Annotated in this window: 24 protein-coding genes and 1 riboswitch; of the genes, 19 read left to right on the top strand and 5 right to left on the bottom strand. The window is 76.5% G+C overall.

Annotated elements, in window-relative coordinates:
• Positions 1-358 precede the first annotated feature (358 nt).
• A riboswitch (cobalamin riboswitch) is annotated at positions 359-488 on the bottom strand.
• Between the two features lie 111 nt (positions 489-599).
• Both ACGF5C_RS09310 and ACGF5C_RS09305 read right to left on the bottom strand, forming a co-directional pair.
• On the bottom strand, positions 600-1,256 hold the full coding sequence (locus tag ACGF5C_RS09310) for a response regulator (protein ID WP_393298746.1): 657 nt from the start codon (positions 1,254-1,256) through the stop codon (positions 600-602).
• Entirely contained in the window at positions 1,249-2,400 is a 1,152-nt protein-coding gene (locus tag ACGF5C_RS09305; protein WP_393298743.1) for a sensor histidine kinase, read from the bottom strand. The genes ACGF5C_RS09310 and ACGF5C_RS09305 overlap by 8 nt, the downstream gene beginning before the upstream one ends.
• A gap of 108 nt (positions 2,401-2,508) precedes the next feature.
• Between ACGF5C_RS09305 and ACGF5C_RS09300 the strand changes: the two genes are divergently transcribed.
• Positions 2,509-3,957, top strand: a complete 1,449-nt coding sequence (locus ACGF5C_RS09300; RefSeq protein WP_393298740.1) for a serine hydrolase domain-containing protein — start codon at positions 2,509-2,511, stop codon at positions 3,955-3,957.
• Between the two features lie 90 nt (positions 3,958-4,047).
• Here ACGF5C_RS09300 and ACGF5C_RS09295 read toward each other — a convergent pair whose 3' ends face one another.
• A complete protein-coding gene (locus ACGF5C_RS09295) occupies positions 4,048-5,298 on the bottom strand; it encodes an MFS transporter (protein ID WP_393298737.1) in 1,251 nt (416 codons plus the stop codon).
• Positions 5,299-5,485: 187 nt separating this feature from the next.
• Here ACGF5C_RS09295 and ACGF5C_RS09290 point away from each other — a divergent pair, with 187 nt between their 5' ends.
• Positions 5,486-6,205, top strand: coding sequence for an MBL fold metallo-hydrolase (locus tag ACGF5C_RS09290; RefSeq protein ID WP_393298734.1), 720 nt, complete (start codon positions 5,486-5,488; stop codon positions 6,203-6,205).
• Positions 6,206-6,224: 19 nt separating this feature from the next.
• Here ACGF5C_RS09290 and ACGF5C_RS09285 read toward each other — a convergent pair whose 3' ends face one another.
• The gene (locus tag ACGF5C_RS09285; protein WP_357460044.1) at positions 6,225-6,560 is read right to left on the bottom strand and encodes a hypothetical protein; all 336 of its coding nucleotides are present in this window, start codon (positions 6,558-6,560) and stop codon (positions 6,225-6,227) included.
• Between the two features lie 93 nt (positions 6,561-6,653).
• The gene (locus ACGF5C_RS09280) at positions 6,654-7,859 is read right to left on the bottom strand and encodes an MFS transporter (RefSeq protein ID WP_357460046.1); all 1,206 of its coding nucleotides are present in this window, start codon (positions 7,857-7,859) and stop codon (positions 6,654-6,656) included.
• Positions 7,860-8,018: 159 nt separating this feature from the next.
• On the opposite strand from ACGF5C_RS09280, the gene ACGF5C_RS09275 reads away from it, so the two are divergent.
• From ACGF5C_RS09275 to ACGF5C_RS09195, 17 genes are all read left to right on the top strand, one after another.
• On the top strand, positions 8,019-9,005 hold the full coding sequence (locus tag ACGF5C_RS09275) for a LacI family DNA-binding transcriptional regulator (RefSeq protein ID WP_393298731.1): 987 nt from the start codon (positions 8,019-8,021) through the stop codon (positions 9,003-9,005).
• 112 nt (positions 9,006-9,117) lie between these two features.
• Positions 9,118-9,822: an alpha/beta hydrolase gene (locus ACGF5C_RS09270; RefSeq protein ID WP_393298728.1), complete on the top strand. Its 705-nt coding sequence runs from the start codon at positions 9,118-9,120 to the stop codon at positions 9,820-9,822.
• A gap of 76 nt (positions 9,823-9,898) precedes the next feature.
• Positions 9,899-10,828 carry an AraC family transcriptional regulator gene (locus tag ACGF5C_RS09265; protein ID WP_393298725.1) on the top strand — a complete coding sequence of 310 codons (930 nt, stop codon included), beginning with the start codon at positions 9,899-9,901 and terminating at the stop codon, positions 10,826-10,828.
• A gap of 145 nt (positions 10,829-10,973) precedes the next feature.
• Positions 10,974-11,795, top strand: coding sequence for an LppM family (lipo)protein (locus ACGF5C_RS09260; RefSeq protein WP_393298723.1), 822 nt, complete (start codon positions 10,974-10,976; stop codon positions 11,793-11,795).
• Between the two features lie 128 nt (positions 11,796-11,923).
• Complete coding sequence (locus ACGF5C_RS09255) at positions 11,924-12,268, top strand: hypothetical protein (protein WP_393298720.1); 345 nt, start codon at positions 11,924-11,926, stop codon at positions 12,266-12,268.
• Positions 12,269-12,279: 11 nt separating this feature from the next.
• Positions 12,280-12,888 carry a glycine zipper family protein gene (locus ACGF5C_RS09250; RefSeq protein ID WP_393298717.1) on the top strand — a complete coding sequence of 203 codons (609 nt, stop codon included), beginning with the start codon at positions 12,280-12,282 and terminating at the stop codon, positions 12,886-12,888.
• On the top strand, positions 12,885-13,580 hold the full coding sequence (locus ACGF5C_RS09245; protein ID WP_393298714.1) for a carboxypeptidase-like regulatory domain-containing protein: 696 nt from the start codon (positions 12,885-12,887) through the stop codon (positions 13,578-13,580). The genes ACGF5C_RS09250 and ACGF5C_RS09245 overlap by 4 nt, the downstream gene beginning before the upstream one ends.
• A gap of 55 nt (positions 13,581-13,635) precedes the next feature.
• Positions 13,636-14,913, top strand: coding sequence for a phage tail sheath family protein (locus tag ACGF5C_RS09240; RefSeq protein ID WP_393298711.1), 1,278 nt, complete (start codon positions 13,636-13,638; stop codon positions 14,911-14,913).
• A 1-nt stretch (position 14,914) separates the two neighbouring features.
• A complete protein-coding gene (locus tag ACGF5C_RS09235; protein WP_350707380.1) occupies positions 14,915-15,397 on the top strand; it encodes a phage tail protein in 483 nt (160 codons plus the stop codon).
• Positions 15,398-16,889: 1,492 nt separating this feature from the next.
• Complete coding sequence (locus tag ACGF5C_RS09230; RefSeq protein WP_393298708.1) at positions 16,890-17,189, top strand: hypothetical protein; 300 nt, start codon at positions 16,890-16,892, stop codon at positions 17,187-17,189.
• Positions 17,189-17,932 carry a hypothetical protein gene (locus ACGF5C_RS09225; protein ID WP_393298705.1) on the top strand — a complete coding sequence of 248 codons (744 nt, stop codon included), beginning with the start codon at positions 17,189-17,191 and terminating at the stop codon, positions 17,930-17,932. The genes ACGF5C_RS09230 and ACGF5C_RS09225 overlap by 1 nt, the downstream gene beginning before the upstream one ends.
• Positions 17,929-19,518, top strand: coding sequence for a contractile injection system protein, VgrG/Pvc8 family (locus ACGF5C_RS09220; protein WP_393298702.1), 1,590 nt, complete (start codon positions 17,929-17,931; stop codon positions 19,516-19,518). Before ACGF5C_RS09225 ends, ACGF5C_RS09220 begins: the two co-directional genes overlap by 4 nt.
• Positions 19,518-19,856: a hypothetical protein gene (locus ACGF5C_RS09215; protein ID WP_393298700.1), complete on the top strand. Its 339-nt coding sequence runs from the start codon at positions 19,518-19,520 to the stop codon at positions 19,854-19,856. The genes ACGF5C_RS09220 and ACGF5C_RS09215 overlap by 1 nt, the downstream gene beginning before the upstream one ends.
• Entirely contained in the window at positions 19,853-20,353 is a 501-nt protein-coding gene (locus ACGF5C_RS09210; protein WP_393298697.1) for a GPW/gp25 family protein, read from the top strand. The genes ACGF5C_RS09215 and ACGF5C_RS09210 overlap by 4 nt, the downstream gene beginning before the upstream one ends.
• Entirely contained in the window at positions 20,350-23,040 is a 2,691-nt protein-coding gene (locus tag ACGF5C_RS09205) for a putative baseplate assembly protein (protein ID WP_393298694.1), read from the top strand. The genes ACGF5C_RS09210 and ACGF5C_RS09205 overlap by 4 nt, the downstream gene beginning before the upstream one ends.
• Complete coding sequence (locus ACGF5C_RS09200; protein ID WP_393298691.1) at positions 23,021-23,536, top strand: phage tail protein; 516 nt, start codon at positions 23,021-23,023, stop codon at positions 23,534-23,536. The genes ACGF5C_RS09205 and ACGF5C_RS09200 overlap by 20 nt, the downstream gene beginning before the upstream one ends.
• Positions 23,533-24,462 carry a hypothetical protein gene (locus tag ACGF5C_RS09195; RefSeq protein WP_393298688.1) on the top strand — a complete coding sequence of 310 codons (930 nt, stop codon included), beginning with the start codon at positions 23,533-23,535 and terminating at the stop codon, positions 24,460-24,462. Before ACGF5C_RS09200 ends, ACGF5C_RS09195 begins: the two co-directional genes overlap by 4 nt.
• Positions 24,463-24,479: the final 17 nt, after the last annotated feature.

Below are 24,479 nucleotides of genomic sequence, written 5' to 3'. Positions count from 1 at the left end.
CCGGAGAGTGACACCCGGATCGACGCGAGGACGATCGGGCGGTACGAGGGATGGGCGCGGTTCAGCGGGTACGGCGGGCCGGGAAGCGGCTCACCGGCGGACCGGCGGGGTCGGGCGGCGCGGTGCGGGCGTCAGGGACGGGCGACGCGTCCGACCGCTGCGGGGCGACCGGGGGCGGGCACACCACGGCCGGCCGGACGCGCGGCGCGGCGGCCGGACGGGGCTGCGGAGATGCGGCTGCTCGCCGGCGCGCTGTCGCGGCCGGGCACGGTGCGACGATGATCGTCGATGGCGGAGACGCGGTGCGTCATCGGGTCCTCCTCGGGTGTCCACGCCCTGGGGTCACTCCCGACGGCCGAAGTATCCTGGCTCCCGGATCGACGCTCACCCCCGGTCTTCCAACCGCGCACGCACGGCCGTGACTCACGAGGGGGGATCGCTCCCCGGTGACAGTGGCGGGACCGCGCCGGAATCACACCGGCTTCCTTCACTGCCGTCAGGCCGCGAATGCTGCCACACCCCCGGTCCCCGGGTCAACGCGGCGGGATCGGACGCCGACCCGCCGGGCCGGCGCGGCGTTCACGACGGTCGACGTCACCTCACCGGTCGGCGAGCCCCGACTCGTAGCCCGCGATCACCAGTTGCGCCCGGTCGCGGACGGCCAGCTTCGTCATCAACCGGCCGATGTGCGTCTTGACGGTGCCCCGGCTGAGGTGCAGGTGCTGCTCGATCTCGGTGTTGGACATCCCACGGGTGATCAACGTCAACACCTCCCGCTCCCGTGGGGTCACCCCGTCGAGCCGTCCCGGCGCCCGTCGGGCCGCCGGCATCCGGGTGAACTCGGCGATGAGCCGACGGGTGACGCTGGGGGCCAGCAGCGCCTCGCCCGCGGCGACCACCCTGATCGCGTCGAGCAGCCGTACGGGGGACGTGTCCTTGAGCAGGAAGGCGCTCGCCCCGGCCCGCAGCGCCCGGTACACGTAGTCGTCGAGGTCGAAGGTGGTGAGGACGAGCACCCGGGGCGCGTCCCGGCCGGCGGTGACCTGCTCGGTGGCGGCGATGCCGTCCATCTCGGGCATCCGGACGTCCATCAGGACCACCTCGGGCGCGTGCGTCCTCGCGAGCTCGACGGCCGCCCGCCCGGTGCCCGCCTCGGCCACCACGGTCATTCCCGGGGTGGCGTCGACCAGCAGCCGGAGGGTGCCGCGCAGCAGGACGTCGTCGTCGGCCAGGAGCACGCGTACGGGCTCACCCATCGTCCGACACCGCCGGGGTGAACGGCAGCCGGGCGCGGACGGCAAAGCCGCCACCAGGCTCGACGCCGGTCGCCAGGGTGCCGCCGTGCATCACGGCACGCTCGCGCATGCCCCGCAGCCCGTGGCCGGGCGGCCCGACGGCGCGCCCCGACCCCCCGTCGTCGACGACGGCGACGGCCAGCATCCCGGGCTCGACCGCCACGGCGAGCCGGCAGCGGGTCGGGCCGGCGTGACGCAGCACGTTGGTCAGCGCCTCCTGCACGATGCGGTACGCCGAGGCCTGCACGGCCGCCGGCACCCGCGACAGGTCGGCCGCCCGGTCGACGTCGACGGTGACGCCGGCGGCGCGGACGTCCTCCACCAGCCGGTCGAGTTCGGTGAAGCTCGGCGCGGTGTCGGCCGGGTCGCGCAGGGCGCCGAGCACGACCCGGATGTCGTCGAGCGCGCTCCGGCTGACCCGCTCGATCGCGCCCAGGGCGGCCCGGCCCTGCTCGGGATGGCTGTCCGCGAGGTGGTTGGCGACGGCCGCCTTCATGGCGATCAGGCTGAGGCTGTGCCCGACCACGTCGTGGATGTCCCGGGCGATGCGCAACCGTTCCTCGGCCACCGCCTGGTCGGCGCGCGACGCGGCGAGTTGGGTGACGTGACGTCGACGGGCGCTCACCGCGCGGGCGAGCGTCCACGAAGCGGCGACGACGGTCGCGGCGTAGAGCAGGACCGGGACCGGCGTGGTGGCGAACGACTCCTCCCCCGCCCGGCTCGAAACGATCGGCAGCCCGGGGACCGTGCCGCCCGCCAGCCCCGCGGCGGTGAGGGCGGCCAGCACCACGACGAGCGCCGCCACGCCGTCCCGGGTGGAGGTGGCCAGCGCGACCGGATAGAGCGCGAACGCGACCGCGAACACCACCGCGTCGCCGGCCACCCCGACGGCGACCGCCACCGCCCCCGCCAGCACCACGACGGCGAGCACCGGCGCCGGCCAGCGCCGGCGGACGGCGAGCGGGGCCCCGAACAGCACCGCCAGGCCACAGGCGAGCACCGGGGCACCGGGCGTCCGGAGCACCGTGAGGAGCACGAGGGCGACGCCCACCAGCGCGTCGAACGCCGTCAACTGCCGCAGCCCGAGCCGCCCCGAGGTGACCACCGGACCACCGTATCCACCGGCCGGCCGCCGGGCGTCGGACCACGGTCCGATCCCGGGTTCGGACCACGATCCGATGTGCGGGGTCCCCGACCGGCCGAGACTCCGACCATGATCACGCGACTCCTCGTCCTGGCCGGTACGGTGGCGCTCGCCGCGTCGCCTGCCCCGGCAGCCCCGGCCGCGCCGCCGGTCGGGATCGACGCCGCCGCCGTCGACGCCGCCGTCCGCCAGTACCGCGACGCCACCGGGCTGCCCGGCGTCGCGGTGGCCGTCACCCGGGGGACCGAGGTGGTGCACGCCGCCGGGTACGGCCACACCCCCGCCGGTGACCCGATCACGGCACACACCCCGATGGCCGTGGCGTCGGTGAGCAAGTCGTTCACCGCCCTCGCCGTGATGCAGCTGGTCGAGGCGGGCCGGGTGGAACTCGACGGGCCGGTCCACCGGCACCTGCCGGAGTTCACTATGGCCGACCCCCGGGCGGCCCGGATCACCGTGCGGCAGCTGCTCGACCAGACCTCCGGGATGTCGGACACGACGTTCCCCGCGTTCAGCAGGCCGCAGCCGGGTTCGCTGCGGGAGGCCGTCGCGGGGATGCGTACGGCCCGGTTGGCCGCCGCCCCCGGCACGAGGTGGGAGTACCACAACCCGAACTTCCAGGTGGCCGCGCGACTCGTCGAGGTGGTCAGCGGGCTGCCGTTCGACGAGTACCTGCGGAAGCGGGTCTTCGCCCCGCTCGGCATGACCGACAGTCGCACCCTCGACGTGGCCGCTGACCTGCCGTCGAGCGCGCGCGGCCACCTCGTGATCCTCGGCGAGCCGGTCGCCCTGCCCGAGCCGCCGGCCTTCGGCAACGGCTCCGGCGGGGTGCTCAGCTCGGCGCGCGACATGGCGGCGTGGCTGATCGCGCAGGGCAACCAGGGTCGCGGTCCGGACGGCGCGGCGGTCGTCTCCCCGGCGGGCCTCGCCACGCTGCACCGCCCGTCCGCGGTCTCCAGCTCCTACGCCCTCGGCTGGTTCGTGGAGACGACCGGGTCGGGGGCGCCGATGATCGCGCACAGCGGTGACCTGTTCACCTCGACGTCGTACCAGGCGCTGCTGCCCGCGTCCGGCCACGGGGTCGCGGTCATGGCGAACACCGGACTGGCGTACGGCCACGCGTCGGCCCTCGCCGAGCGGCTCGTCGCGCTGATCGAGGGCACGCCGGCGCCCTCGGCGGGCACGCCGCTCGTGGTCGTCGACGCCGTGCTGCTGGTGCTGGCGGTCGCCTCCGCCGCACTCGCCGGCCGGGGCGTGCTCCGGTCACGCCGCTGGGCCACCGGCCGGGCGGTACGCCCCTGGACGCTGGTGCGGCTGCTTCCGCTGGTCGCGCCGCTGGTGCTGCTCGCCTCGATCCACCGGGTGGTCGGTTGGCTCTACCGGGGTCGCGACGTCGCCTGGATCCAGGTGGCGTACATCTATCCGACGTTCATGGTGCTGCTGGCCACCGCGACGCTCGGCTGCGTCGCCGTCCTCGTGGCCCGGCTCGTCCGACTCGGACGTCACGGGCGCGGCTGACGACAGGCACGATCCTGCCGGTGAGCCGACTGCTCGCGCCCGGCGGCTCTCGCTCGCGGGTCGCCGGGGCGGTGAGGGCCAACGCCTCCGTCAGGCCGGGTCGGCCGGCGCGGAGGGCCGGGACGCGACGTTCCAGGCGACGGTCGCGGCCACCGCGACGGCGCCGCTGAGCAGGAACGGCGCGTCCAGGCCCAGGCCGGCGGCCAGCGCGCCACCGGCGAGCGCCCCCAGCGCGGTGCAGCCGTAGGTGAGGACCCGGGAGGCGGCGACCACCCGGCCGAGCAGGTCGCCGGGCACGAGGCGCTGCCGCAGCGACAGCGCGGCCACGTTGAGGACGGCGAACGCCGCGCTGGTGCTGACGACAACGACCACGGCGGCGACCCGGTGCGGCGCGACGACCAGGAGCGCCGGCGCTCCGGCGGTGACCGCCATCGACCACGTCAGCACGTGCCGGTGCCGGAAGCGGGCGATCAGCCGGTCGGCGACGAGGGAGCCGGCGAGGCCGCCGCCCGCGCCGGTGGCCAGCAGCAGGCCGAAGCCGAGCGCGCCGAGGCCGAGGCTGTCCCGCGCGTACAGCACGAAGATCGCGAACCAGGCGCTGTCCGCGGCGGCGACGGCCGCGCCGACGAGCACGAGCGTACGGAGGACTGACTGCCGGGCCAGCCACCGCAGCCCGGCGAGCGCCCCGTCCCGGGCGGGGACGGCCGCGCCGCCGGACGGCTCGCCGGCACCGGCTCCCGACCGCTCCGGGGCCGGGCGGGCGAGGGTCAGCGGCAGGGACAGCACGAGCATGACGGCCAACGCGAGGGAGGCACCGTTGACGGCGAACGGCAGTGCCGCGCCCGCGACGAACAGCAGCGCGCCGACCGGCGGGCCGACGAACTCGTTGCCCACGATCTCGCCCGCCACGAGACGACCGTTGGCCTTCTCCAGCTGCGCGTCGTCCACCAGCCGGGGCACGGCGGTCTGGGCGGCGGTGTCGCGCAGGGTCTCGCCGACGCCGAGCAGGAACGCGGCGACGACAACGAGGCCGATCGGCGCCCTGGCCGTCGCGACGGCCAGGGCCAACGTCGACAGGACCAGGACCCGGCCCACGTCGGCGGCGGCGATGATCTCCCGGGCTGCCCTGCGGTCGGCGAGCGCTCCGGCGAACAGGCCGGTGACCAACCAGGGCAGGAACTGCGCCGCGGCCACGGCGGCCACCGCCACCGGGTCGTCGCTCAGCGCGGCGGCGAGGAGCGGGAACGCCGCCACGCGAATGCCGTCGCCCAGGTTGGCCAAGGCGGCGGCGCTCCAGAATGTCCAGAAGGGACGGCCCAGGGCCGACGACCGGTCAGCCATGCCGGACACCCTACCGCCCGCCCCGTCCCCCCGGATGGCGCCGCCGGGCAGGGGCGGCCGACGACAGCTGCCCGGCACGGACGGGCAGGACGCGCGCTCCTGACCTAGGGACAGCCGCCGAGCCTCCAGCACCTACGATCGGGCGCCAGTCCGACGCGTTGTCCGGAGTCCAGGAGGGTTGTGCGCCATGGCCACCGTAACGTTTCAGCACCTCGCCGGTCGGGTCTGGCTCTGCCCGGGTGATCCGGACCCGGAAGCCGTCCAGGCCGGCGTCGCCCTGGTCGCCGACGATCGGGGCAGCGTGCTGGTCGACGCAGGGCAGAGCCCCGCGCACGCCCGGGAGATCCGGTCCGCGCTGGCTGCCGCCGGGTTGCCCCCGCCCCGCTGGCTGGTCTACACGCACCACCACTGGGACCACGTGTGGGGCGCCTGCGCCTGGCCCGGCGTGGAGATCGTCGGCCACGTCGCCGGCGAGCGGCTGCTGCGTGCGGAGGCGGCCCGGCCGTGGAGCCATCGGTACCTGCGGGAGCAGGTGCGGGCGAATCCGCGGCTCGGCCCGAGTTTCCGGGCCCGGGCGCTGGCGGTCGACTCGTGGGACGGCTTCGCGGTGCTGCCGCCGACCCGGACCTTCACCGACGAGTTGGACCTGCCGGTCGGCGTGCGGGTGCGGCACGTCGGGGGCGCCCACGCGCCGGACTCGACGGTGGTGGCGGTGCCGGACTCGGGCGTGTTGCTGCTCGGCGACTGCTTCTATCCGCCGCCGGCGCACCTGCGCACCCCCGAGGACCGGCCCGACCTCACCCTGGTAAGCCGACTGCTGGCCGACGACGTTCACTGGTACGTCGCGAGCCACCAGCCGCCGATGACGCTGGACGAGGCACGCGCTGCGGTCGCCGCCGCGCGGTGACGCCGCGGCGGCGCCACGTTCAGCGGACGCGGCGCTCCGGGTGGGCCCGGTTCCAGGCCCGCATCCGCTCCGGGTAGCCGGTGCGGGCGGCCTCGTACAGCGGCACTGCGTGCTTGCGGGCGATCGACCCGGCGGCGCGCGGCGAGCCGGTGCGGCGGCGAATCCACTCGCCGTCGTGGGCGATCGCCACCACGGTGGTGTCGGTCGCCGTGGTCTCCGGTTCCAGGTAGAACTCGACGCCCCGGCGGCTGGTGACGAACGCCTCCAGCGCGGCCAGGTCCTCGCGGGTCGCCTCGCGGTCGAGCTTCGTGGGGGCCGCGTCGGTGCCGCGCGACCGTCGACTGAACCAGCCCATCCCCCGCTCCTCTCCTCGGCGTCCTCCCAGTGCAGCACCGCTTCCTGGGAGGCGGCTGCGAGCCGGGTGTGAGTGCCCTGCGGGGATGCCGTGTCAGCGCGACGGCGGGCGGGTGGCCGGCACCAGGGCGAGGGTGGGCAGCAGCAACAGCGGCACCACGAGCAGGGCGCGCAGCGTGCCGACGCGGTCGCCGAGCAGGCCGAGCAGCGGCGGACCGGCGAGGAACGCCGTGTAGCCGATCACGGCGACCACGCTGACGCGCGCCGGCGCGCGGTCCTCGTCGTCGGCCGCCGCGCTCATCCCCACCGGGAAGCCGAGCGACGCGCCGATTCCCCAGAGCGCGACGCCGACGACCGCCACCGGCCCGGAGCCGGCGAGCACCGCCACGGCCGCGCCGACCGTGGCGAGCAGGATCGCGCCGGACAGCACCGGCACCCGCCCCCATCGGTCCAGCGCGACGGTGCCCGCCGTGCGGCCGAGGGTCATGCCGACGACGAAGACCCCGAACACGGCCGCCCCGGCCGCCTCGCTGAGGCCGTGTCCGTCGATGAAGGCGACAGCCAGCCAGTCGTTGGCGCTGCCCTCGACGAACGCCGCCACCAGCACCAGCACGCCGACGAGCAGGGTGCGCGGCTCCCGCCAGGCGGCGAGCAGATCGCGCCGGCGGGCGGCCGGTGCGGTCCCGGACCCGGCGGCCGGCAGGAACGACCGGACGGCCAGCAGCGTGCCGAGCAGCACCACCGCCGCCACCGCCGCGAGGTGGGCGGCGACCGGCGCGCCGAGGCGGGCGGCCCCGGCGCCGAGCCCGGCGCCGGCCACGGAACCGAGGCTCCACGCGGCGTGGAAGCGGGGCATGACCGTACGCCCCAGCCGCCGCTCGACCGCCGCGCCCTCCACGTTCATCGCGACGTCGCAGGCGCCGGAGCCGTAGCCGAGGGCGCACAGGCCCACCGCGACCCCGACCGGGGACTCGGCGAGGCCGGCGGCCCCGGCCACGGTCAGTCCGGCCGCGACGAGCAGGGTGGACAGCGCCACCGTGCGGGCCGTCCCGAGCCGCTGGGCCACCAGGCCGGCGGTGGGCATCGCGAGCAGCGCGCCGACGGACATGGCGAGCAGGAGCAGCCCGAGCCGGCCGGCGCTGAACCCGAGCGCGTCCCGGACGGCGGGCACCCGGGAGAACCAGGAGGCGACGGCCAGGCCGTTGAGCGCGAACACGACCGCCACGCCGGTGCGGGCGGCCAGCACCGCCCGCGGTACGGCCGGGGTCGGCGCGGCGGGCGGGGCGGTGGTGCGGCTCACGGTGGCGTCCTCTCGCCTCGGGCGGTCTGCCGCACGATCCCACACCTGAGAGCGCTGCCAGGACAACGCCTTCCCACCCTCTTACCGTCGCCGACCCGCGAGGGAGATGATGCGCATCGACCGTCCGCGCCGGGGACGGCGACCACGGGGAGGACAGGTATGACGCCGGCTGGCCGACCGCCCACACTCGACGACGTCGCCCGGGCGGCGGGCGTCTCCCGGGCCACCGCCTCGCGGGTGATCGCCGGCACCGGCTACGCCTCGTCCACCGCCCGCGACCGGGTCACCGCCGCCGCCGACCGGCTCGGGTACGCACCGAACCTGGCCGCCCGCGCGCTGGTCCGGGGCACCGGTGTGCGGCTGGTGGTCGCGGTGTCCGGCGTCGCCCCGACCGTCCTCGACGACCCGTACGTCGACCGGGTGGTCGGCGCGGCCGCCCGGGTCTGCGCGCCGTACGGGCTCGGGGTCGCGCTGCACTGGCTTTCGACGCGGGAGCCGGCCGGGCTGCGCCGGCTGGCCGAGGACGGCGGCGTCGGCGGGATCATCCTGGTCAACACCACCGAGGCGGTGCTCCGGGCGGTCCCGGCGGCGCTGCGCGGGCGGGTGGCCTCGATCGGCATCGGCTCCGCCCTCGTGCCGGCCTTCGACGTGGACAACGGCGGCGGCACGGAGGCCGTGGTCCGGCACCTGTACGCCACCGGCCGCCGCCGCATCGCGATGGTGACCGGCCCCCGTTGGCTGCCCTGCGCCGGCCGCTCGGTGGGCGCGTACCGCCGGGTGGTGCGCGACGCGGGCCTGCCGGTGCGGCTGGTGCCGGGGGACTTCAGCGCGGGCCGGGGCCGGGCGGCGGCCCGGGAGGTGCTGGCGCGCTGGCCGGACACGGACGCGATCGTCGGGATCAGCGACGCGACCGCGCTGGGGCTGATCGACGGGCTGCGCGGCGACGGCGTCCGGGTGCCCGGGGACGTCGCCGTCACCGGGTTCGACGACATCCCGCTCGCCGCGATGACCACCCCCGCGCTGACCACGGCGACCCATCCGGTGGGGCAGATCGCCACGGCGGCGGCGACCGCCGTGCTGGCCGGACGGCCGGTGCCGCCGGCGACGGTGTTCCCGTCCCGGCTGGTCCGCCGGGTCAGCGGATGAGCCGGCCCGGCAGGGGCCGCCGGCCGCGCTGGAGGCGGCCCGGCAGGGTTAACCCCGGGGCAGCGGGGTAACCGCTGGCGCACCCCCGCCGAGGACGAGGAGCGGTGATCCCGTGGCCGAACCCGCCGCGCCGCACCGGCAGCCGGAGGAGAACCCACGGCACGGCCGGCTCACCGCGCGTCCGGCGCCGCCCGTCACGCGGGCGGCCACCGGCATGGTGACGCTGACCGACGCCGACGGCGGGCCGCTGGCGATGGTGTACGCCCCGGAGCCGGTCGACGGCCGGCCGTACCGGCTGGTGCTGCTGCTCCACGGGGCCGGCGGCTCGGCCCGGCAGGGCGTGGACCTGCTGCTGCCGGTCGCCGACGCGCACCAACTGCTGCTGGTGGCCCCGCAGGCGGCGTCGAGCAGCTGGGACCTGATCGTGGAGGGCTTCGGGGTGGACGTCCGACGGATCGACGGGCTGCTGGCCACGGCCTTCGCCGGTTACCCCGTCGGGCAGGTGGCGTTCGGCGGGTTCTCCGACGGCGCCTCGTACGCCCTCTCCCTGGGCCTGACCAACGGCGACCTGGTCGACGCGGTGGTGGCCTTCTCCCCCGGCTTCGCCGCGCCGCTGGTCACCCACGGCCGGCCCCGCGTCTACGTCTCGCACGGCGCCGACGACCCGGTCCTGCCGGTCGACGTGTGCAGCCGCCGCCTGGTGCCCCGGCTGCGTTCGCTCGGCTACGACGTCACCTACGACGAGTTCCCGGGCCCGCACGAGGTACCCGCCGACATCCGCCACCGCGCCGCCGACTGGCTGACGATCGCCGAATGACCCGGTCGACCCGCAACAGAGACGTCCGACGGCGCGGCCCCGCCGGCCGCCATACGCGCTCGTCTACGCTCGCGGGATGGACCCGCTCACCGGGCTGCTCGACGGGCCGCGGGCCCGGGGCGCCTTCCTGCTCCGGTCGCTGCTGGATCCCCCGTTCGCGCTGCGCATCGAGGACCGCGCCCCGCTGACCGTCGTCGCCCTGGTCCGTGGCGCGGCCTGGGTGGCGCCCGACGACGGCGCGCCCGTCGCGCTGGGACCGGGCGACGTGGCGGTGCTGCGCGGGCCCGACGGCTATCTCGTGGCGGACGACCCGGCCACCCCGCCGCAGGTGGTCATCCACCCCGGGCAGCGGTGCACCACGCTACGCGGGGAGCCGCTGGCCGAGACGACGTCGTTGGGCGTACGTACCTGGGGCACGAGCCCGGACGGCGCCACCGTGCTGCTGACCGGCACGTACCAGCTTCCCGGGGAGCTGAGCCGACGGCTGCTCACCGCCCTGCCGCCACTGCTGGTGGTGGGCGGCGAGGAGTGGCGCAGCCCGCTGGTGCCCCTGCTCGCCGAGGAGGTCTCCCGGGACGCGCCCGGCCAGGAGGCGGTCCTGGACCGGCTGCTCGACCTGGTGCTGATCGCCGCGCTGCGCACCTGGTTCGCCCGCCCCGGCGCCGCACCCGCCTGGTACGTCGCCGCCGCCGACCCGGTGGTCGGCCCGGCGCTGCGGCTGCTCCAGAACGACCCGGCCCGGCCGTGGACGGTCGCCTCCCTCGCGGCCGAGGTGGGCGTGTCCCGGGCGGCGCTGGCCCGCCGGTTCACCGAGCTGGTCGGCGAGCCGCCGATGACGTTCCTGACCGGGTGGCGGCTGGCGCTCGCCGCCGACCTGCTCCGCGAGCCGGACGCCACCCTGGGCGCGGTCGCCCGCAAGGTCGGCTACGGCAGCCCGTTCGCGCTGAGCACGGCGTTCCGTCGGGTCCGCGGCATCACGCCGCGCGACCACCGCCTCGCCGCGTGATCGAGGACGCGCCAAACCCTTTAGGATATCGATTTCGGAGATTATCGACCTCGGCCGAAGGGGACAGCGGCCAGGTAAGATCGGCGACTTCGTTGTGACTGATCGCTGACTGCTGATTGTGATCTGAATCACACACACTGTGCCCATGGATACGGGACACATTCGCGGCAGGACACTCCGCGCCGCGGCGTGTCTCGTCCTGGTGGCCGCGCTGACCGGCTGCATGCAACTGAATCTCGGGCTGACCGTCAACGCCGACGACGCGGTCGACGGCCAGCTCCTGCTGACCGCCCAGAAGACCGTGCTGACCTCGGGCAACCGCACCGCCGAGGCCGGCTTCGCCGAGCTGCGGAAGAACATTCCCGCCCTGCCGCCGGGCGAGGAGACCCGCTACGAGGACGCCAAGCTCTTCGGTTCCCAGATCACCTATCGGAACACCCCGCTGCGCGATTTCAACAGCGAGAGCGTGCGGCTCGTCCGGGAGGACGATCTCTACCGCTTCACCCTTCCCCTCGACCCGAAGAAATACGGCGGGAAGGTGGCGGAACAGAATCCGCAGAATCAGCAGGCGTTCATGCGGTTGATGTCGTTCGAGATATCGGTGACCTTTCCCGGCCGGGTCCTCGACACCAACGGCACGGTCAACGGCCGGTCGGTCAGTTGGAAGGTCGGCAGCAACCAGGAGAAGCCGACCGAACTGAGGGCGGTCGCGGAGGCCCCGCCGAGGCCGTCGGCCTCTTCGGCGGCGGGCGACGACGGCGGCGGGTTCCCCTGGCTGCTGGTCGCCGGCGCGGCGGCGCTCCTGCTGCTCGTCGCCGTCATGGTCGCCCTGCTGCTGCGGCGTTCGCGCCGGCCGGCGCCGCCGGCCGGCGGCCCGGTCGCGCCGGGCCAGGCGACCGGCCCGCCGGCCGCGCCGGGCCAGACGCCCGGCAACCCGACGGCGGCCCGCCCACCGGGGCCCGCCTGAGGCCCCCATCCCCTCCCGCCCGCCGCCTGCCGGCGGCGGACCGGGCCCGTCGGAGACTCCCCGGAGCCGCCGGCCTCACCACCACCACACCCCGGTCGCACCACCGCACAACCGAAGGGAGATCGGCGATGAACGATCTCTTCACCTGGGCCGCCCTGGGCAGCCTCACCGGCGCGAGCGCCGCGACGCTGCTCGCCACCAACGTCGTCGGCGGGCTGATCGGCCCGAGCGGCGACAAGGCCCGCAAGTGGATCGCGCTGGGCATCGCGCTCGCGCTGTCCTACCTCACCGCGGCGTTCGCCACGGACGCCGGCGCCGAGAAGTGGATCATCGCGTTCTTCAACGGGCTGGTCATCTTCTCCGCCGCGCTGGGCATCAACCAGCTCCCGCCCGGCAACCGGCAGGCGACCCAGGCGTCGCCGACCCAGCTCGCGCAGGGACGCGAGCCCCGCATCCTCCGCTCCTGGGTATGAGGTGAGCCGTCATGATCTACGGAATCCTCAGCACCGTCGCACACGTGGTCACCGGCGCGGTCCTCGGCCAACTGGCCGGCGGCACCGTCGGGCTGCTGGTCGGCGCGGTCGCCGGCCTGCTCGTCGGCGGGATCTTCGGCTGGGCGGTCGCCTCGGCCCGGGTCTACGGCCCGGACCCGAAGGGCGTCCTCCTGTTCGTCGTCGACCACACCTGGAGCCTGCTCAACACCGTCGTCGGCGCGGTCTACCTGGCCGCGCACGTGCTCGTCGGGCACTCGCTGGACCGGCCCACCTCGCAGCACAGCTGCCGGGTCAACGTGGTCGAGGGCGTCTCCCCCCGGTACGCCACCACCATCGGCACGGTCTGTGCCGGCTCCGGGCCAGGCATCCAACGGCACGAGGACGTGCACATCCTCCAGGCGCGCATCCTCGGCCCGCTCTACATCCCGCTGGTGCTCGCCAACTACGTGCTGTTCACCATCGCCCCGGTCTGGCTGCTCTACCACGACCACACCAACGCACCCATCAACCGATTCACCCGGTACTTCGAGATCGGCGTCTACCCGCACGTGTGGAACGAGGCCATCGCGTACCGCGTCCAGGGGACGCCGCCGCGATGACCACGCCGGGGCGCGGCCCGATCGAGACGGCCACCGCGGAGCTGGCCGGCTGGCTGGCCGGGGCGGCAGGGGAAGCCGTCCCGGTTGGTCCGCCGCGCCCCGACGACGACCCCGCCCGGCTCACGCTCTGGCCGATGGAGCTGCGCCCGGCCCGGCAGACCCGCGGCAGCGGCGGCCGCGAGCCGTACCGCTTCACCATCCGCTACCTGCTCTGCGCCGGCGGGCCGGCGGCGCTGCCCGGGTTGGACCGGGTGCTCGCCGCCGCGACCGCCGGCGGGGAGCGCGCCGTCGTGCTGGAGGCCGGCGACCCGCGGCTCTGGGCGGCGTTCGGCACCGCCCCCCGTCCGGCCCTGCTCATCGACGTGCCGGCCCAGGTCACCCACCCGACGCCGCCGGCGCCGCCGGTGCTGCGGCCGCTGCGGCTGCGGCAACTGGAGATGCTGGCCTTCGACGGCCGGGTGGTCGGGCCCGAGCAGCAGCCCCTCGCGGCCGTGCGGATCGAGGTCGTCGGCACGGCGTGCGCCACCACCACCGACCCCGCCGGCCGGTTCCGCGTCGTCGGGGTGCCGCACGACCCCGACCACCCCGGTCCGGTACGGCTGCGGCTCACCGGCCGGGGGCGGGTCCTCACCGCCGAGGTCGACCCGACCGAGCCCGACATCGTCATCGTCTGCGCGCCCCCGCCCCGCTGACCCCGTTCCGGCGGACGTCCCACGCCGCCGGCCGCGAACCGCACCGGGAGGACCGATGCCCACCTACTTCTCGCCCGGCATCTACGTCGAGGAGGTTCCCGGCGGCGCCCGCCCGATCGGACCGGCCAGCACCAGCACGGCCGCCTTCGTCGGGGTCGCCCCGGACCCCACCGCGCAGCTCGGCAGAGCCGTCGCGGTCAACAACTGGACGGAGTTCCTGCGGCTCTACGCCAACGGGGACCGCCTGGAGAGCACCCCGCTGGCCCGGGCCGTCTTCGGCTTCCTCGACAACGGCGGCAGCCGCTGCTGGGTCGTCAACGTCGGCGCGGGAGGCGAGATCACCGGCACCGGGAAGCGGCGCGGCGGCCTGCAACTGCTGGAGGCCGTCGACGAGGTCTCCATCGTGGCCGCGCCCGGCTTCCACGACCCGGTCTCGCACGAGGCGCTGCTCAGCATGGCGGAGCGGACACGCACGATGGTGGCGATCTGCGACCCACCCCCGGAGGTCACGGACATCTCGGCGCTGACCAGGGTGGCGACGCCGTCCACCGGCAAGCCGCCCAAGCCGGCCGAGGGCTCCGGTGGGTCCGGCTCGGCGGGCTCCGGCGGCCCGGGGTCCGGCTCGGCGGGCTCCGGCGGGTCCGGGTCGGGGGACGAGGCGCCGACGGCGTGCCGGCCCCGGCAGTCCGACTTCGGCGCCCTCTACCATCCCTGGCTGCGGGTACGCGACCCGCTCAGCGGCGAGCTGGTGCTCACCCCGCCGAGCGGGCACATGGCCGGCATCTGGGCCCGCACGGACGCCCTGCGCGGGGTGCACAAGGCGCCGGCCAACGAGCCCGTACGCGGCGCCGTCGACCTCGCCCACCTGGTCACCCGGCCCGAACACGACGTGCTCAACCCCAAGGGCGTCAACGTGATCCGCTACTTCCCGGGCGAGGGCATCCGGGTCTGGGGCGCCCGCACCCTCGCCGCCGAGGCCAGCGAGTGGCGCTACCTCAACGTCCGCCGGCTCTGCATCGCCATCGAGCAGGCGATCGCCAACGGCACCCGGTGGATGGTCTTCGAGCCGAACGACTTCACCCTCTGGCGGTCCATCCGCCGCGACATCGGCGCCTTCCTCACCCGCGTCTGGCGCGACGGCGCGCTGCTGGGGCGTACGCCCGAGGAGGCGTTCTTCGTCAAGTGCGACGAGGAGACCAACCCGGCGGACGTCCGCGACGCGGGCATGGTCGTCGCCCACATCGGCATCGCGGTGGTCAAGCCGGCGGAGTTCGTGGTGTTCAAGCTGAGCCAGTGGGCCGGTGGCGCCGAGACCGAGACGATCGGAGGCTGACATGCCGACCACCGCCACCCCGCAGCCGGGGGCCCCGGTCGACCCGTACCGGGCCTACAACTTCAAGCTCCTCGTCAACGGCGTGACCAACGGCCACTTCACCGAGGTCAGCGGCCTGGAGATGACCATCCCCGGCGTGCCGTACCGGGAACAGGGCAACGACCGCATCCGGATGGTCCCCGGCCAGGTGGAGTACGCGCCGGTGACCCTGCACTTCGGGCTCACCGCCTCCCGGGAGCTGTGGGACTGGACGTACGCGGTGGCCCGGGGCACGGTGAGCCGGCGCAACGTCTCGATCGTGCTGCTGGACGCGGCCGGCACGGCGGAGGTGCTGCGCTGGAACCTGATCAACGCCTGGCCGACGAGGTGGCGTGGCGCCCACCTGAACACCCTCGGCCAGGAGTTGGCGATCGCGGCGCTCACCCTGCGGTACGAGAGCCTGGAACTGGAGACCGGCGGTGCCGCCGCGCCGACCACCGCGTAGCTGGCTGGCCGCCCGGCTGCGCGCGACGGCCACGGCGGTCGACGAACTGGCCCGGCTGGTCGACTCCGCCGGGCCGGCCACGTCCGGCCCACCGTCCCCACCCGACGACCGGTACCCGCCCGAGGACGGGTATCCGGCTGAGGACCGGTTCCCGCCCGATGACTGGTCCCCGCCCGGCCGATCGCCGGCCGTGGCGACGGGCACGGAGGCGCCGGCACGCCGGCCCGGCCAGCCCCCGGAGCACTGGCTGCGGGTGGTGTCCGCGCACGCCCCCGGCCTGCTGCGCGACCTCGACCTGGACCTCGGCCCGACCGGCCCCGCTCCCCCGCCGCCCGGCGACGCCGACCACGGCGCGAGCCGCCCCGGTGGGCCGGACCACGCCGCGAGCCGCCCAGCCGGCGCGGGCCACCGCGCGACTCGCCCCGCTGACGGCCCGGCGGGCGACGGGCCGCCCTGGACGGCCGATCCACGACCGCCCGCCGTCGGACCCGGGTGGGGATCGACGCGGGCTACCGTTGCCCCCTCGTACCCGTCGACGTCGGGCCGCCGGGACGAGGACGCCCGGCCGGCGGAAGGCAGCTGGTGGAGCGGCGGCCGACGGGCGATCGGAGACCTCTGGCCGGGCGGAGGCGCCCCGTCGAGCGGGCAGGGTTGGCCGGGCGGAGACGGCCGGGCGAGCCGGGCAGGCTGGCCGGGCGACCCGTCGGCAGCCGGCGGCCGGGCAGGTGGACCGGGGGGCGGACCGGTCGGCCGGCCGTCGGCGGTGGCCGGCCGGCCCGTGCTCCGGCCGGCGGTTCCCCCGCCCGGGGCGGTGACGCGCCCCGGCACACCGGCCGCCGCCAACACAGCCGCCACCAGCCCTGCCGCCGGCAGCACGGGCCCGTGGTCGGCCGGCGACCGAGACGCCCACGGCCGGACGGGCGCGGTACCCGACCGGGAGATGACGTCGGACGCGGCGGGCGTGACGCTCGTCCGGCACGCCTCGGGCGCGGCGGAAGCCTCAGGGAACCGGCCCCTGACGAACGCCACGGACGCGGCACCGACCGGCTACCCGCGGTCGGACGCGTCCGACCTCACGACGGCTGCACACGCCGCTCCGTCCCATCGTCGCACCGCCCGGCCAGGCGACGCGGACGAACTGTCGCCCGAGTTCCGGGTACGGAACGGGCGCTGGCGAAGCCGTTTCGTACCCGGATCTGCGGCGTCCGGAGACGCAACCGGGGCGGCGTCGTCCGACGGGGCGGCGAGGGCGTGGTCGGTGCCGTCGGGCAGCCCGCGTGGCGAGTGGCCGGCGGGGTCCGGCCGATCCGGCGGGACCGGGCCGGCGCCGTCGCGCGGTTCCGCCGGGGCGGGGTTGACGTGGCCGGGCGATCCGGGCGGGGCGTGGGCGGACCCAGCGGCCGGGCACGGCACGGCCGGAGCGGGGGCGGGAGCAGGAGCGGCAGCGGAAGCACGAACGGGGACGGGGGCGGGCGCAGGGGCGGGGGCGGGGGTGCCGGGCGGCGGGACGGGATGCCCGGACGCCGACCGGCTGGGACTCGCGCCCGGGCGTCCGCACCAGCAGCCGGACGCGACCGCGCCCTGGCCGGCGCTGCCCGACGCCGACGGTGCGGGGCCGGCGCGCGCCGGCGGATCGGAGCGGGCCGGCGGATCGGAGCGGGCCGGCGGATCGGAGCGGGCCGGCGGACCGTGGCCGGCGCTGCCGGACGACCGGCCGCTGTGGACGGTGCCCGTGCCCGCCCTCGACGACGAGCGCGTCCGCCGGCTGGACCGGGAACAGGCGGGTGGCTGATGGAACGGGTCGCCTTCCTCATCGACGCCACCGGGGAGCGGGTGGACTGCCTGCTCAACCCGGAGACGGTGCAGGTGACCCGGCTGGCCGGGGTGCGCCACCGGGGCGCCGCGGGTGGGCAGCTCACCGGGGCCGGGCTCGCCGACGACCCGCTGGTCTTCACCGGCGGGGGCCGCACCGAACTGGTGCTGGACCTGCTGTTCGACGTGGACTTCGCCGAGGGTCAGGTCCGGCCGACCGACGTGCGGGCGCTCACCCGCCCGCTGTGGATGCTCGCCGAGAACTCCGCCACCGAGCACGGCTGGCTCCGGCCGCCGCTGGTGCGGCTGGTCTGGGGCAAGACCTGGAACGTGCCGGGCGTCGTCGTCGCGGTGGCCGAGCGCTTCGACGCGTTCACCGCGACCGGCTCGCCGCGCCGGTCCTGGCTGCGGCTGAAGCTGGTCCGGGTCGCGGAGGACGCCGACCGGGCGCGGGAGGGCTTCGCGGAGGAACTTGCCGCGGCGAGCACCCCGGCCGCCGCGCCGGGCAGCGCCGTGGTGGCCGCCGGCGACGGCGCGACCGGGCCGGACCACTCGGGCGTACGCTTCGACCTGCTCGCCCACGACGCGCTCGGCTCGCCGCTGCGGTGGCGGCTGCTGGCCGAGCACAACCGGATCACCGACCCGCTCACCGTGCCACCCGGTACGCCGCTGGCGGTGCCGCCGCAGCCGGCCCCGGCCACCCACCCGGCGGATGCGCCGTGACCGCCCCGTGCGCGCTCGCCGTGCTGCTCGACGGGGCTCCGCTGCCGGACGGGGCGGCCCGCCGGCTGGTGTCGGCCCGGGTGGCGGCCCGGCTCGACCAGCCGACGCAGTGCGAGGTGGCGCTGACCACCGCGCCCGGCTCCGCCGCGCTCACCCCGCCGGTGCGCACCGGGGCGAGCCTGGAGCTGCGCCTGGACGGTCATCCCGACGCCCTCTTCGCCGGCGAGGTCACCTGCGTCGAGGTCGAGTACGCGGCCGACGGCGCGGCGCTGCTGCGGGTGCGGGCGTACGACGCGCTGCACCGGCTGCGCCGGCGGCAGCGGCTGCGGGTGTTCGAGGCGGTGACCGCCGCCGACCTGGCCCGCGAGCTGTGCGGGGACGTCGGGCTGACCGTGCACGCCGAGGCGGACGGCCCCCGGCTGGAGCGGCTGTCCCAGCACCGGCACAGCGACCTGGAGCTGCTGCGGGAGGTGACCGGGCGGGCCGGCCTGCACGTGGTCGCCGACGGCGACCGGCTGCGCCTGCTGACCCTGGAGGGCCACGGCGAGCCGGTCGGCCTGGAGCTGGGCCGGGGGCTGCACTCGCTGCGGCTGTCGACCAACCTCGACACGGCCGGCGGGGAGAGCAGCGCACTGGGCTGGCACCCGCAGCGGGCCGAGCCGATCAGCCAGCAGGTGGGCGCCGCCCGCAGCGGCCGGCGGATCGCCGCCGACCCCGACCCGGCCGACGTGGGCGCGGACGGCGTACGGACCGCCGTCGACCAGCCCGGGCGGGGCGACGACGAGTTGGCCGCGCTCGCCCAGGCGCGGCTGGACGCGCGGGTCGCCGCCCTGGTCACCGCCGAGGGGGTGGCCGACGCCGACCCCGCGCTGCGGCCCGGCCGGCGGATCGCGCTCACCGGCGTGCCCGCCGACGTCGAGGGGACGTACGTGCTGACCGAGGTGGTGCACACCGTCGACGCCGCCGGCCAGTCGACCCGGTTCACCACCGCCCCTCCCCCGGCACCGCCGGCCGGGCCGCCCGCACCGGCCGTGGTCACCCTCGGCCGGGTCACCGACGTGGCCGACCCCGACGGACTGGGCCGGGCCCGGGTCGAGTTGCCCGCGTACGGGGGGCTCGACGCCGGGTGGCTGGCCGTGCTCTGCCCGGGTGCCGGCCCCGGCAAGGGCCTCGTGGCGCTGCCCGACCCCGAGGACGCCGTGCTGGTGGTGCTGCCCGGGGGCGAACCGGCGTCCGGGATCGTGCTCGGCGCGCTGTTCGGCGCCGCCGGCGCGTACGACGCGGGGGTCGACGACGGGCGGGCGCGGCGCTGGTCGCTGCGGACGGCGCGCGGCCAGTCGATCGTGGTCGACGACGCCGCGCGGAGCCTGCGGCTGGCCACCGAGGGCGGCAGCTGGCTGGAGCTGACCCCCGAACTGGCGACCCTGCACGCCGCGACCGACCTGGTGCTCTCCGCGCCCGGCCGGGCCATGGTCGTGCGCGCCCGCAGCGTGGACTTCCTGCACGCGGAGGCGGCCGAGGACCCGGCGACCGCCGCGCAGCGGGCCCGGACGCTGGCCCGCGCCCACCACGAAGGAGGCGGCTGATGCGCTGGATCCACCGCGACTCGGTGATCAGGTGCGACCACGACGGGCGGGTCGGCAACCGGGCCTCGCAGGACTGGGTGACCGTCGCCGGCGTGCCGGTGCTGGTGGACGACGACCCGGAGGGCCGGGAGATCACCGCCTGCCCGAACTACGGGCCGACGATCAAGCCGTGCGCGAAGACCCTGCGGGTGCGGGTCGGCTACAGCGACTGGGTGCGCGTCGGCGGCCGGCGGGTGGTCCTGTCCCACCTCGACGGGTTCACCGACGGCACCCCGCCCGGCCTGGTGCACCACCGGGTACGCGACCCCCGGCAGGGCTTCCTGGGGGCGGACCGGTGAGGGCCTTCCGGTTCGTCGGCGCCGGCTTCGACCCCGGGCGGGGCGGCGGGCTCGCGCTGACCGCCGCCGGCGGCCTCGCCATGACCGAGGGCGACGAGACCGTACGCCAGGCGTTGTTCCTGCTGCTGTCCACGACCCCGGGCGAGCGGCTGATGCGTCCCGGGTACGGCTCCCGGCTGCACCGCCTCGTCTTCGCGCCGAACGACGACACCACCGCCGGGCTGGCCATCCACTACGTCCGGGCGGCCGTCGCCCGCTGGGAGCCCCGGGTGGAGGTCCTCGACGTCGACGCCGGCCCCGACCCCGACGACCCGTGGCGGCTGGTGATCCGGCTCGACTACCGGATCCGGGCGAGCCTCGCGCCGGGGCAGTTGGTGTTCTCCGTCGACCTGCTGCCCGCCGACGACCCGGAGCGGGAGGCCCCCGACGCCGGTCACCGCCCGGCCGGCGGCCCGCCACCGCCCATCCGGGTGCCACCGGAGGGAGAAGCGTCATGACCCTGCCCGTGCCGCACCTGGACGACCGCGCCTTCCTGGACCTCGTCACCGAGGCCCGGGAGCGGATCCGGCAGTCCTGCCCGGGCTGGACCGACCTGTCCGCGCACGACCCGGGCATCGCGCTGCTGGAGGCGTTCGCGCACCTCACCGAGGTGATGATCTACCGGCTCAACCAGTTGCCCGAGAAGGCGTACGTGGCGTTCCTCAACCTGCTCGGGGTGACCCGGCACGCCCCCACGGTGGCCTGGGCGGACGTCCGGTTCACCCGGTCCGGCGGCGACCGCGGGCCGGTCCGGATCCCGGCCGGCACCCGGGTGGCCGCCGCGCGCGGGGCCGACCCCCGGCCGGTCGTCTTCGTCACCACCGAGCCGGCGCTGCTGCCGGCCGGGCAGGGCGAGGTCACCGTCCGGATGCACCACTGCGAGCCGGTGGAGGCGGAACTGCTCGGGGTCGGCACCGGCCAGCCCGGTCAGGTGCTGCGCGCCGCCCGGGCGCCGCTGGCGCGCACCGCCGAGCCGCTGGACCTGCTGCTGGGCGTCGAGGTGCCGGCCGGGACGGTGGAGCTGGGCGCCGCCGCGCGGGAGCACGACGGCCGCACGTTCGAGATCTGGCGGCCGGTGGACAGCTTCGCGGGGCTCGGCCCGCAGGCGAAGGTCTACCTGGTCGACCGCTGCTCCGGGACGGTCACCTTCGCCCCCGCCCTGGACCTGCGCGACCCGGCCGACCCCGCGGATGCCCCTCCGGGCGCCGGCGCCGACCCGGCGCCCGAACCGGTCGCCGCGACGGCCGGTCCGGGAGGCCCGGTCGCCGCGACCGCCGCGCCGGAGGGTGGCCCCGTCACCGTGGCCGCCGTGCCGCCGTCCGGGCGGCAGGTGCGGCTGTGGTACCGGGCCGGCGGCGGGCCGGCGGGCAACGTGGCGGCCGGCACGCTGACCAGCCTGCGCGACCCGCTGCCCGGGGTCCGCGTCGACAACCCCGCGCCGGCGGCCGGCGGGCGGGAGATGGAGTCCATGGAGTCGGCGCTGCTGCGCGGCCCGTACGAGTTCTTCGCCCAGCAGCGGGCGGTCACCGCGCGGGACTTCGAGGTGCTGGCCGCCGGCTCCGGGGCAGTGGCCCGGGCGCGCGCCTTCACCCGCGCCGCCGTCTACAGCTTCGCCCGGCCCGGCGAGGTGGAGGTGGTGCTGGTGCCGTACGTGCCGGAGGCGGCCCGGCCGGGCGGGCGGCTGCCGGTGGCGGTGCTGCGGGAGCACGAGGTGGACCAGGCCCGGGCCCGGGTCGAGGCGGACCTGGAGCACCGCCGCGCCCTGGGCACCTCCTGCCGGGCGACCTGGGCCCGCTACAAGGCGGTGTCGGTCCGCGCCCGGGTGGTGGTGCGCCGGGAGGAGGACGTCGAGGCGGTCCGGCGGCGCGTCCACGACCGGCTGCACTCCACGCTCAGCCCGCTGCCGACCCCGCTCAACCCGGCCGGTTGGGCGTTCGGCGAGCCGCTGCGCGCGTCCAACGTGTACCGGCTGCTGGAGCAGGCCGAGCCGGGGGTGCGCTACGTCGAGTCGGTCCGCTTCGTCGTCGACGAGGCGCCCGACGCCCAGGTGCGTACCGTCGCCGTGGACCAGTACCAGCCGCGCACCTGGTACGCCGGGCGCGGGCCGGTGCTGTTCCGCTCCACCAACGCCGGCGCCGGCTGGGAGCCGGCCGGCCGGTTCGCCGACGGCGAGACGGTGCTGCGGGTGACGCCCGCCCCCGCCCCGGTGCGCCCCGGCATCGTGCCCCGGCCCGGCTCGGTGGCCGTCGCCACCGTCCGCGACGGCGGCGGGTCCCGGGTGCACCTGAGCAGCGACCTCGGCGAGACGTGGTCGCTGCTGACCGACCTGGACTCGCGGGTGACCGACCTGGCCTGGATCGACCGGGACGGCGCGGGCGCGCTGCTGGTCGCCACCGACACCGGCCTGTACGAGGTCTCCCTGCTGCCGGGCGCGGTGCCGTTGCAGATCCTGGTCGACCCCGGCGACGCCGACCGGGGCTTCTACGCCGTCCGCGCGTTCGTCTCCGAGCGGGGCGCGCCGGGCGTGGCGGTGGCCGCGCAGGCCGGGTTCGGGGTCTACCTGTCCACCCGGGCCGGCCGCCCCGGCAGCTTCGCCCACGTCGGGCTGGCCAACGTCGACAACCGCGTCCTCGCCGTCCAGTACGACGGCCCGGCCACCCTGCTGTGGAGCGGCGCGGGCGAGCCGGACCCGAAGAAGCCCGGGCAGGGCTGCCGGCGGGCCCGGCTGTTCGAGTCCGACGTGCAGTGGCAGGCGGTGCAGTCCGGCTGGATCGGCGGCACCTGCCGGGACCTCGCGTTCTCCGGGCCGCTCGCGGTCGCGGCGACGCAGAGCGGCGGGGTGCTGCGGCTGGACACCCTCGCCGCCGCGCCGCAGTGGGCGCCGGTGATGGTCAACTGCGGGCTGCCGCTGCGGGACCGCACCCGGTTCGTGCCGGTGGACGCCGTCGCCGCGACCGGCGGCCCGGACCGGCTGGTCCTGGCCGGCGGCGAGCGCGGGGTGCACCGCAGCGTCGACGCGGTCGACTGGGCGGCCAGCGCCAACCAGGCCACCGCCGACGTGGTGACCGTTCCCGACACGTGGCTGCTCTGCTCCGGCGAGCACGACATCGAGGTGGTGCGGCAGGATGCGACGCGCGGCGATTGAGCGGCTGCTGCCCGCGGCGTACCAGCGGGCCTGCGTGCCGGGCAGCGTGCTGTGGGCGCTGCTGGACGTCATGGAGGCGCTGCACGCCCCGGACGAGGCGGTGCTCGCCGACGTCGACGCGCTGTTCGACCCGTACCGGGCCCCGGACGGGATGGTCACCTACCTGGCCCGCTGGGTGGCGATGGACCACGTGGTCGCCTCGCCCCGGCCGGACGCCCCGCCGCCGCTGCCGCTGGGCCGGCTGCGGGACCTGGTGTCCCACGGCGCGCTGCTGGCCCGCTGGCGCGGCACCCCGTACGGCATGCGCAGGGCCCTGGAGGTGGCCACCGGGACGGGCGGCTACGCCATCGACGAGCCCCGGGACCGGCCGTTCCACGTCGTGGTCACGGTGCCGCCGGCCGCGGCCGGGCAGCTCGCCGTGATCACCCGCATCGTCGAGGCGGAGAAGCCCGCGTCGACCACCGCCGAGATCGTCGTCGCAGAGGAGCCACCATGACCACCGAGTGGGCGGTCGTCGCCGCCGCCGAGCAGTTCACCCTGGACGCCCGCAACACCGGCGAGCTGACGTTCACCGTCTCCAACCCCGGCGCGGCCCCCGACACCGTCGTCTTCGACGTGGCGCCCGGCGAGGGCTCGCAGCGGTCCTGGTTCACCGTCACCGAACCGCAGCGGGTGGTGCCCGGGCAGGGCTCCGTCTCCTTCCTGGTCCGGCTGACCGTGCCGCCGGGCACCGCGCCCCGGCGCTACGACATGACCGGGTTCGCGTACTCGGCGAACACCGCGCCGGAGGAGAGTTCCCGCTCCAGCGGGCGGGTCACCTACGAGGTCCGGGCGGTCGCCCCGCCCCGGCGTACGCCCTGGCCGTGGATCGCCGCCGCGGCGGCGCTGGTCCTCGTCGTCGGCGCGGCGGTGGTCTGGCTGCTGGCCCGCGACGGCGAACCGGCACCGGGCGAGCCGCGGGTGGTCACCGTCGAGGCGGAGAGCCTGGTGGCCGGCGCGGTGCTGGGGCCGCCGATGGGCTCGTCGGTGGCGGTGGAGGTCCAGCCCGACTGCTGCGGGGTGACCTGGTCGGAGGGCGCGCAGCTGTTCTTCCAGGGCCGCGCGATCGGCGACCAGGTGAGCGTGACGGTGGAGATCCCGGCCGACGGCACCTGGCGGTTCGCCGCCGTCCGCACCACCTCGTTCGACTACGCCAACACGGTCTTCACCATCGACGGCGCCCAGGTCGGCGGGGCGTTCCTCGGCTTCACCCCCGAGGTGACGAAGACGGACTGGGTCGACGTCGGCACGGTCGCGCTGACCCGGGGGCCCCATCGGGTCACGCTCGTCGTGGTGGGCAAGACCCAGGGCACCGACCGCTACTTCGCCGGCGTGGACGCGATCCGGTTCACCGAGGTCCTCGCGCCGGCCGACGCCCGATGAGCGAGCATAGCGAGCGA

Origin of the sequence: Micromonospora sp. NPDC047620 (assembly GCF_043205005.1) — a bacterium.
In the GTDB taxonomy this organism is placed as follows: Bacteria; Actinomycetota; Actinomycetes; order Mycobacteriales; family Micromonosporaceae; genus Micromonospora.
Note: the sequence above shows the minus strand (reverse complement) of the source record. Positions and strands in the feature narration are given on the sequence as shown.